Source organism: Streptomyces sp. S6, from assembly GCF_054880855.1.
The window spans coordinates 1-9,168 of record NZ_JBTYMC010000272.1; the positions used below are offsets into that span (position 1 = coordinate 1).

Here is a 9,168-nt window from a genome sequence, read left to right on the forward strand (position 1 = left end):
GTCTCCGTTTCGTCAACCTGGTGGACAGAAGTCGCTCACAGAGGGGAGCGAAACCCTCTTGACAATACCTCCGGCTGTGGATAAGACGCCCGTCAGTTCCGGGGGTACACATCCTCGGGCGGCGGTCGCGGTTCGCGGAGGCCGCGCTGGTGGACGGGGTGGTGGGGCTGGTCGTGGCGCCGCGCGGGCGGCTGCGGCTGGCGCTGACGTTCAGGGTCGCGGATGGGCGGGTCGAGGAGTACGAGGTGATCGCGGACCCGGCGCGGCTGGGGGCGTTGCGGGTGGGCGTCCTGGACTGAGCCTGTATGGACGGGTGAGGTAGTCTCATACATCTCAGTTCATGAGCGAACCCGGGGGAAGATCTCGTGAAGCCAGGACGATCCCGTACGGCACGCCGAGCGGGCGGTGTCTGTGCACTCCTGTCGGCCGTCGTCGTGAGCAGTTGCGGCGCGGACCACGCGGCTCAGCGGGACGACGACGGCGACAAGCCGCCCACCGCGCTGATCACGGCGTTGCGTGAGACCAGGGACACCGGAGCGGCGCGTGCCTGGACCGAGTTCGGCGACGTCGCCGCCCTCCGCTCCCAGGGCACCCCCGCGAAGCCGAACCCCCTGCTCGGACACGGCGAGGCCAGGCTGGCCCCCGCCGCGAGGCTGCTCCCCGACCTCACCGGCATCGACCCGTACGCCGCCCGCACCGCCGTCTCCGTCGGCAGGCCGCCCGCCTCGGTCGGGTTCCTGTACGGCACGTTCGACACGGCCGCGATCGGCGCGAAGCTCAAGAAGCTCGGGTACGCCGAACACCCCCTCGGCGGCGGCGAGTCGACGTGGGTGATCCGCGACGGCCACGCGATCGACCCGGCCGATCCGCTGGCCCGGATCGGCATCGTCACCTCGATGAACGTCGTGCGCGTCGCACCCCGGCGGATCGTCTACGGGGGCGCCACCACGGACCTCGACCAGGCGACCGAGGGCACCGGGCCGCTGGCCGGCGACAAGGCGGTCGGCGCGGTCGCGGACTGTCTCGGCGAGGTGCGGGCCGCCTGGGTCGGGCTGGACGAGAAGACCGCGCCGGAGCCGATGGGTGTCGGTGTCCGGCAGACGGCGAAGGGTCCGGCCACGGAGGTCGTCTGCATGACGACCGCGAGCGACGGCGCGGCGGAGTCGATCGCGTCGGCCTGGCCCGGCCGGGTGAAGTCGACGACGTCCATGGTCACCGGCGTGCCCTGGTCGGCTCTCCTCGCCGAGCCGAAGGCCGAGGTGCTCGGCGGCTCCTCCCACGTCGTACGGCTGACCGCGCGGGCGACCGGTTCGGTGAACGCGCTGTTCGACGCCTGGGCGCACATGGACCTCGCGCCGCTGCTGACCGGGGCGCGGCCGGCGCCCGAGAACTCGGTCAAGGCGAGGTAGGCCCCGTCCGGCCCTTCCCGAGACCGCTCTGCGAGACCCCCTCCCGAGAAAGAGACCCTCCGTTGCCCATCCGCGTCACCTCCCTGCCCACGGCCGCGATACTCGCCGTCGCCTCCCTCGCCGCCCTCACCGCCTGCTCGTCCTCCGGCGGCGGCGCCTCCTCCCCGCCCCCGCCCGTCGCCCCGCCCAAGGCCGCCACCCTGACCGGCACCGTCGGCCGGAACACCTCGGGTTCGAAGGACGTGACGGTCGACTCCTGCTCGGTCGACGCGGTGACGAAGATCCCGAGCGCCGCGCTCACCGTGACCAACCACGGCACGGACACGGCGACCTACCTCGTCCAGCTGGAGTTCCTCGACGGCAGCGGGACGCGGCTGGCGGAGGGGCCGGCGATCGCGCACAGTCTCGCGGCGGGCGCGGCGGCCAAGGAGACGGCGGGCGGGACGGCGCCGGTGTCCACGGACGTGACCTGCAAGCTTTCCAAGGTTCAGCGTCTCGCGGGGATGTGATCCCGTCTAGGGTCGAGGGCATGACGTCATCTCCCACCGAGACCGGTACCGCCTTCGACTCCCTCCTCCTCGACTCCGTGCCCGACCAGGAGACCCTGCGGCGCACCTACGAGCTCCCGGGCGCCCCGGCCGTCCGCAAGCAGATGACCGAACTCACCGAGCAGACCAGGGCGTTGATCGGGTGCGCGTCGCTCGTCATGGTCGCGAGTGTGGACGCCGAGGGGAACTGTGACGTCTCGCCGCGCGGCGGGCCCGCCGGGTTCGTCGCGGTGCTGGACGAGCGGACGGTGGCGATACCGGACGCGACCGGGAACAAGCGGCTGGACACGCTCCAGAACGTGATCGCCACCGGCCGCGCCGGGCTGCTGTTCATCGTCCCGGGGCGCACGACGACCCTGAGGGTGAACGGGCGGGCCTGTGTCTCCACCCGGCCGGAGCTGCTGTCCCAGCTCACGGCCGTGGGCAAGCCGCCGGCCAGCGCACTGGTGGTGGGGATCGAGGAGGTCTACCCGCACTGTCCCAAGTCCCTGCTGCGCAGCTCGGCGTGGAAGCCGGAGGGGTGGCTGCCGGTGGACGCGCAGCCGTCGTCGGCCGAGGTGACGCTGGCGCAGCTGCGGATGCCGGGCCTGACGATCGCCGACATCGAGCGGACGGAGGAGGAGGCGCTCAAGTACCGGTACGAGTGAAGCACTTGAGGCTTCACGTCGGCCCCTCCCCGCGCACCCGGGCCAGCACCCCCCGGATCAGTTCCGCGCTGATCATGAAGTGTTCCCGCGCGATCTCCTCCGCCCGCTCCGGCTCCCCCGCCTCGATCGCCGCGTAGAGGGCGGTGTGCCCCTCGCCCGCCCGGTGGAAGTGGCCGCGTTCGCCCTTGCCCCACGGCTCGACGGGGAAGCCGAGGCTGACGCGGGTGAGGAGGTCGCGGCTGAGGCGGGCGATCTGCGGGTTGTGGGTGGCTTCGCAGACGGCGCGGTGGAAGGCGCTGTCGGCGGCCTGTTCCGCGCGGGGTGTGTCGGCGGACAGGTGGGCGGCGAGGGCGTCCCGCATGGGGGCGAGGTCCTCGGGGCGCCGACGGCGGGCGGCGGTCGCCGCGACCATGCCCTCCACCAGGCCACGCAGGTCGAAGAGTTGCTCGAACTCCTCCCAGCGGGGCAGCAGCGTCCGCCGGACCGCGTCCCCCGAGGACTCGCTCCAACTGTCGCGCACGAACGCCCCGCCGCCCCGGCCCCGGCGCACCTCGATGACGCCGAGGGCGGTGAGCCGCCCGACGGCCTCGCGCACGGTGGGGCGGCTGACGTGCAGCAGGCCGGTCAGCTCGCGTTCGGCGGGGAGCCGCTCGCCGGGCAGGAAGTCTCCGACGGCGATCGCGGTGAGGATCCGGTCGGCGACCTCGTCGACCGCCGACGACACCCTGACCGGGCGCAGCTCGGAGGGTGGTCCGGCGCCGAGGACGACGCGGTCGATGAGGCGCGCGTAGGTGTCGCCCGCCCCCTGTGATTCAGCCTCGGATGTCAGTTGTCCTCCCCGAAATCGCTTCTTCGGTAAACGCGCGCGGGCTGTGTGAACCCTGCGTTACGTCTTTCCCTGCCCCGAATAAAAGGTCTTGTGGCCTGACCTTTTCTCCGTTCACTATCCCATCCATCCACCACACACCAACCATTTTCGGACAGCGGCCGACTGATTCCGGCCGCTCCGGGAGGCTTCTCCGTGGCGATCCCCGAACCGAACCACACCGGCACCGTCGACTTCAACGGCCACTCGACCTGGTACCGGATCACCGGCGAACCCGGCGGCACACCCCTCGTGGTCCTGCACGGCGGCCCCGGCGCCGGACACGACTACACGCTCAGCATCGCGGGCATCGCCGCCCAGGGCCGCCCCGTCGTCCACTACGACCAGCTCGGCACCGGACGCTCCACGCATCTGCCCGCCGAGGGCGCCGACTTCTGGACCGTCCAGCTCTTCCTCGACGAACTCGACAACCTGCTCGGCGAGCTGGGCATCGCCGACACCTACCACCTGCTCGGCCAGTCCTGGGGCGGCATGCTCGCCGCCGAGCACGCGGTACGCCGTCCGGCAGGGCTGCGCGGCCTCGTCATCGCCGACTCGCCCGCGTCCATGGAGCTGTGGCTGCGGGCGGCGGCCGAGCTGCGGGCCGAGTTGCCGCAGGAGGTCCAGCGGACGCTGCTCGCCCATGAGGCGGACGGCACCACGGACCACCCCGACTACCGGGCCGCCGAACAGGTCTTCAACGAGCGCCACGTGTGCCGGCTGGTCCCCAACCCGCCCGAGGTGCAGGCCACTTGGGAGAACATCGCCGCCGATCCGACCGTGTACCACACGATGAACGGCCCGAACGAGTTCCATGTCGTCGGCACCCTCAAGGACTGGTCCGTCGTCGACCGGCTCCACCTGGTCGAGGCGCCGACCCTGCTGGTGTCCGGGCGCTTCGACGAGGCCACCCCCGAAACAGTCCGCCCCTTCGCCGACCGTATCCCCGACGTGCGCTGGCACCTGTTCGAGCACTCCAGCCACATGCCGCACGTCGAGGAGGAGGAGCTGTTCCTACGCGTCGTCGGGGAGTTCCTCGACGCCAACGACTGATTCCCCGCCCCACACCGAGAAAGCCCCCGCCATGCCTCGCACCCCCGTCGGACGCGGCGCCCTCGCCGCCACCGCCGTCACCCTCGCCCTCACCGCCGCCGCCTGTTCCTCGTCCGGCGACGCCCCCTCCTCCGGTTCCCAGGAGCCCGCCACTGCGGGTTCCACCGCTTTCCAGCCGCAGCACAAGGGCGGCACCCTGGAACTCGTCGCGCACGCGGCGGCGGGCAGCTTCGACCCGCAGGTCAACTACACGCTCCAGTACTGGCAGTTGTACCAGTCGATGTACGACGGGCTGCTCGCCTTCAAGAAGGTGAACGGGCAGGAGTCGTTCACCGTCGTCCCGGACCTGGCGACCGCCCTCCCGAAGATCAGCAACGGCGGGAAGACCTACACCTTCACCCTCCGCAAGGGCGTCACCTTCTCGAACGGCAAGCCCCTCACCACCGACGACGTGGTGGCGTCCTTCGAGCGGATCTTCAAGATCTCCAGCCCCACGGCCGGCACCTTCTACAACGGCATCGTCGGCGCCGACGCCTGCCTCAAGACGCCCGCCTCCTGCACCCTGCCCAAGGGCGTGACCGGCGACGCCGCGACCGGCACGGTGACGGTCAACCTCACCGCACCCGACCCGCAGTTCGCGTTCAAACTCGCCGTCCCGCACGCGAGCATCCTCCCCGAGGACTCCCCCGCGAAGGACGCCGGCACCAGCCCGCTCCCGACGACCGGCCCGTACATGGCGGCGTCCTACGACCCGAACCGGGCCCTCAAACTCGTCCGCAACCCGCACTTCAAGGAGTGGTCGCGCGAGGCGCAGCCCCAGGGCTACCCGGACGCGATCGACTACACCTTCGGGCAGACCGTCGAGTCGGAGGTCACCGCCGTCGAGAACGGCCAGGCCGACTGGATGTTCGACGCGCCGCCCGCCGACCGGCTGAACGAGATCGGCACCAAGTACGCCTCCCAGGCGCACGTGAACCCGCTGACCGCGTACTGGTACGCCACGCTGAACGTGAACTCGGCGCCGTTCAACAACAAGTTGGCGCGTCAGGCCATCAACTGGGCCGTCGACCGGTCGGCGGTGGTCCGGCTGTACGGCGGCACGAACCTCGCCTCCCCCGCGTGCACGATCCTCCCGCCGGGCTTCCCCGGTCACGCCGACACGTGCGCCTACACCAAGGGCGGCGGCTCCACCTGGACGGCGGCGGACCTCGCCAAGGCCAAGGAACTGGTGAAGGAGTCCGGGACGGCGGGGCAGGAGGTCGGGGTCGTCGTCCAGGACGACGACGTGAACAAATCGATCGGACAGTACCTCCAGAGCCTGCTGACGCAGCTCGGCTACAAGGCGACGCTGAAGCCGCTGTCGGCGAACATCCAGTTCACCTACATCCAGAACACCAAGAACAAGGTGCAGTTGGCGCTGACGTCCTGGTACCAGGACTACCCGGCGGCCTCCGACTTCCTCAACGTGCTGTTCTCCTGCGCGAGTTACCACCCGGGCAGCGACTCCAGCGTCAACATCTCCGGGTACTGCGACAAGGGCGTGGACGCCAAGATGAAGGCGGCGACCAGCGACCGGCAGTGGGCGGCGATCGACCAGCAGATCATGGGTGACTCGCCCGTGGTGCCGCTGATCAACCCGAAGATGATCGACTTCACGTCGACCCGGGTGGGCGACTACCGGTTCAGCAAGCAGTTCTCCATGCTGGTCGGGCAGCTGTGGGTGAAGTGAACCTCGCGGTGCGCCGGCCTCCCGGCCCCTGGCGCACCGCCGCCTCCGACCTCCTGCGCAACAGGACGGCCCTGGCCGCCGCCGCCGTCCTCCTCCTGATCGTGCTGGCGAGCCTGTGCGCACCCCTGTACGCGCACGACATCGCCCACACCGACCCGTTCCAGTCGCACGTCTCCGCCACCACTCTCGTCGACGGCAGGAGCGTGCCGGTGCTCACCCCGAGCAGCACCGGTCTCGGCCTCGGTGTCACCCCCATCGGGCCGACCTGGGACCCCGCGCACTACTTCCTCGGCGCCGACAACCAGGGCCGGGACGTCATGGCGCGGCTGCTGTACGGCGGCCGGACGAGCCTGTTCATCGGGGTGACGGCGGCCCTGCTGACCTGCGCGGTCGGCACGGTCGTCGGGGTGGTCGCCGGGTACGCGGGCGGGGTCGTCGACGCGGTGGTCTCCCGGGTCCTGGACGTCGTCTGGGCGTTCCCCGTGTACCTGCTGGCGATCTGCCTGTCGGTGGTCCTCCTCACCGACGGCCTGAAGCTCGGGCCGCTGACGGTGGACGCGGGAAGTCTGTGGCTGCCCGTCACCATCATCGCGGCGATCTATGTCCCGTACGTGGCACGGCCGTTGCGCGGTCAGGTGCTGGTGCTGCGGGACAAGGAGTACATCCAGGCGGCGATCGGCTCCGGCGCCGCGACCGTACGGATCCTGCGCCGGGAGGTGCTGCCGAACGTGGTGCCCACCGCGCTGGTGTTCGTGCCGCTGATGACGGCGCTGGCGATGCTGACGGAGTCGGCGCTGTCGTTCCTGTCGGTGGGTGTCCAGCCGCCGCAGGCCAGTTGGGGGACGATCATCGAGGACGGCCTCGGGCTGCTGTACACCCGGCCCGTGGTGACGATCGCGCCCGGACTGCTGATCGCGCTGACCACGGCCGCGCTCAACGTCCTCGGCGACGGGGTGCGCGACGCTCTCGACCCGGGCGCCCGGCTGCGCGGAGGGGTGTGAACCATGCTTCTCTTCGCTCTGCGCCGCTTCGGTTCGGCGCTGCTGGTGATGTTCGCGATCAGCGTCCTGGTGTTCCTGATCTTCTTCGCGACCCCGGGCGTCGACCCGGCAGCGCGGATCGCGGGACGCAACGCGGACGCGGCGACCCTCGCGCAGGTACGGCACTCCTTCGGCCTGGACCGGCCGCTGCCCGTGCGCTACCTGCTGATGATGCGGCACCTGCTGGTCGACCGGGACCTGGAGTCGTTCGTCAACCGCGGCTCCAAGGTCATCCCGCAGATCGTGCAGGCGACCCCGGTGACCCTGTCGCTCGTCGTCGGCGCGGCCCTGATCTGGATGACCGCCGGGATCCTCATGGGGACGGCTGCGGCAACCCTGCGCGGCAAGGCCGCCGACCCGCTGATCATGCTCGTCGGGGTCGTCGGGGTGTCCCTGCCGGCCTACTGGCTCGGCGAGGTCGTCAACCTCCTCACGCAGAAGCAGTTCCACAGCTCCCTCTTCGCGTGGGTGCCGCCGCCCGGGTACGTCGACCTGACCCACGACCCCGGCGGGTGGGCGCTGCACCTGCTGTTCCCGTGGCTGACGCTGGCCCTGCTGTACGCCGGGATCTACGCCCGGCTGCTGCGCGGGGAGGTGGTGAGCGCGCTCGGCGAGGACTACGTCCGTACGGCCCGCGCGAAGGGGCTGTCCGAGCGGCGCATCCTGCTGCGGCACGCGCTGCGGTGTTCGCTGATCCCGGTCGTGTCGCTGTTCGGCCTGGACTTCGGGGCACTCGTGGGCGGCGCCGCGCTGCTGACCGAGGTGGTGTTCGGTCTGCCGGGCATCGGCAAGCTCACCTACGACGCCCTCCAGAACCTCGACCTGCCGGTGATCATGGGGACGGTGCTGTACGCGGCGTTCTTCGTGGTCCTCGCCAACGCGCTGGTGGACATCCTGTACGCACGACTCGATCCGAGGGCCCGCCATGTCTGAACCCCTGCTGGACGTACGCGACTTGAGGGTGCGGTTCCGCACCCGCCAGGGCACGGTCACCGCCGTCGACGGCCTCTCCTTCTCGGTCGCGCCCGGTGAAGTGCTGGGCGTGGTGGGCGAGTCGGGGTCGGGCAAGAGCGTGTCGATGCTGGCCGTGCTGCGCCTGCTGACCAACCCGAACGTCACGGTGTCGGGCCAAGTCCTCTTCCGGGGGCGGGACTTGCTGACGCTGTCCGGCGCCGAGATGCGGGCCGTGCGCGGCCGGGAGATCGCCATGGTCTTCCAGGACCCGATGACCGCGCTCACCCCCGTGTACACGGTCGGCTGGCAGATCGCCGAGCAGATCCGGGCGCACGAGAAGATCTCCCGCAAGGAGGCCGAGGCCCGCGCGGTACAGCTCCTCTCCGACGTCGGCATCCCCGGCGCCGCGTCACGGGTGCACGCCTATCCGCACGAGTTCTCCGGCGGGATGCGGCAGCGCGTCGTCATCGCGATGGCCCTGTCCTGCTCGCCCGTGCTGCTGATCGCCGACGAGCCGACGACCGCGCTGGACGTGACGGTCCAGGCGCAGATCCTCGATCTGATGCGGGAGTTGAACACGCGGGGTTCGGCAATGGTCCTCATCACCCACGACATGGGGGTGGTCTCGCAGATCGCCGACCGGGTGCTCGTCATGTACGGCGGGCGGGCGGCGGAGGAGGGGCCGCGCCGCGAGGTCTTCCATCATCCCCGACACCCTTACACCTGGGGGCTGTTGGACTCGGTGCCGCGCGTCAACGGGCCTCGGCTGCGGCGGCTGCCCACCATCGCGGGGATGCCGGTGACGCCGGGGTCCCTGCCGGAGGGGTGCGCGTTCGCGCCGCGTTGCCGGTTGCGTCATGACCGGTGCGAGGAGCGGCCGGCGCTGACGCCGGGCGGCGGGGGCGGGCACCGGGACGCGTGCT

10 protein-coding genes are annotated in these 9,168 nt (G+C 71.0%); 9 read left to right on the plus strand and 1 reads right to left on the minus strand.

Going from position 1 to position 9,168, the window contains the following annotated elements; all coding sequences use genetic code 11:
• The first annotated feature begins 149 nt into the window (after window positions 1-149).
• The 4 genes from ACVNF4_RS27815 (at window position 150) to ACVNF4_RS27830 (ending at window position 2,604) form a co-directional block, all read left to right on the plus strand.
• Window positions 150-299, plus strand: coding sequence for a hypothetical protein (locus ACVNF4_RS27815; RefSeq protein WP_461805626.1), 150 nt, complete (start codon window positions 150-152; stop codon window positions 297-299).
• A gap of 66 nt (window positions 300-365) precedes the next feature.
• Window positions 366-1,409: a hypothetical protein gene (locus tag ACVNF4_RS27820; protein ID WP_461805627.1), complete on the plus strand. Its 1,044-nt coding sequence runs from the start codon at window positions 366-368 to the stop codon at window positions 1,407-1,409.
• Between the two features lie 62 nt (window positions 1,410-1,471).
• Complete coding sequence (locus ACVNF4_RS27825) at window positions 1,472-1,918, plus strand: hypothetical protein (RefSeq protein ID WP_461805628.1); 447 nt, start codon at window positions 1,472-1,474, stop codon at window positions 1,916-1,918.
• A 20-nt stretch (window positions 1,919-1,938) separates the two neighbouring features.
• The gene (locus ACVNF4_RS27830) at window positions 1,939-2,604 is read left to right on the plus strand and encodes an MSMEG_1061 family FMN-dependent PPOX-type flavoprotein (RefSeq protein ID WP_461805629.1); all 666 of its coding nucleotides are present in this window, start codon (window positions 1,939-1,941) and stop codon (window positions 2,602-2,604) included.
• A gap of 13 nt (window positions 2,605-2,617) precedes the next feature.
• Here the strand turns inward: ACVNF4_RS27830 and ACVNF4_RS27835 are convergent, their stop codons facing one another.
• Window positions 2,618-3,328, minus strand: coding sequence for a FadR/GntR family transcriptional regulator (locus tag ACVNF4_RS27835; RefSeq protein WP_461805630.1), 711 nt, complete (start codon window positions 3,326-3,328; stop codon window positions 2,618-2,620).
• Window positions 3,329-3,625: 297 nt separating this feature from the next.
• On the opposite strand from ACVNF4_RS27835, the gene ACVNF4_RS27840 reads away from it, so the two are divergent.
• The 5 genes from ACVNF4_RS27840 to ACVNF4_RS27860 all read left to right on the plus strand — a co-directional run.
• Entirely contained in the window at window positions 3,626-4,522 is an 897-nt protein-coding gene (locus ACVNF4_RS27840; protein WP_461805631.1) for a proline iminopeptidase-family hydrolase, read from the plus strand.
• Window positions 4,523-4,553: 31 nt separating this feature from the next.
• Window positions 4,554-6,251 (plus strand): ABC transporter substrate-binding protein, encoded by a 1,698-nt coding sequence (locus ACVNF4_RS27845; RefSeq protein WP_461805632.1) that lies wholly within the window; start codon window positions 4,554-4,556, stop codon window positions 6,249-6,251.
• Complete coding sequence (locus ACVNF4_RS27850; RefSeq protein WP_461805633.1) at window positions 6,239-7,252, plus strand: ABC transporter permease; 1,014 nt, start codon at window positions 6,239-6,241, stop codon at window positions 7,250-7,252. The genes ACVNF4_RS27845 and ACVNF4_RS27850 overlap by 13 nt, the downstream gene beginning before the upstream one ends.
• 3 nt (window positions 7,253-7,255) lie before the next feature.
• The gene (locus tag ACVNF4_RS27855) at window positions 7,256-8,224 is read left to right on the plus strand and encodes an ABC transporter permease (protein ID WP_461805634.1); all 969 of its coding nucleotides are present in this window, start codon (window positions 7,256-7,258) and stop codon (window positions 8,222-8,224) included.
• The coding region (locus tag ACVNF4_RS27860) for an ABC transporter ATP-binding protein (RefSeq protein WP_461805635.1) at window positions 8,217-9,168 on the plus strand (952 nt) is incomplete at its 3' end. The genes ACVNF4_RS27855 and ACVNF4_RS27860, both read left to right, overlap by 8 nt.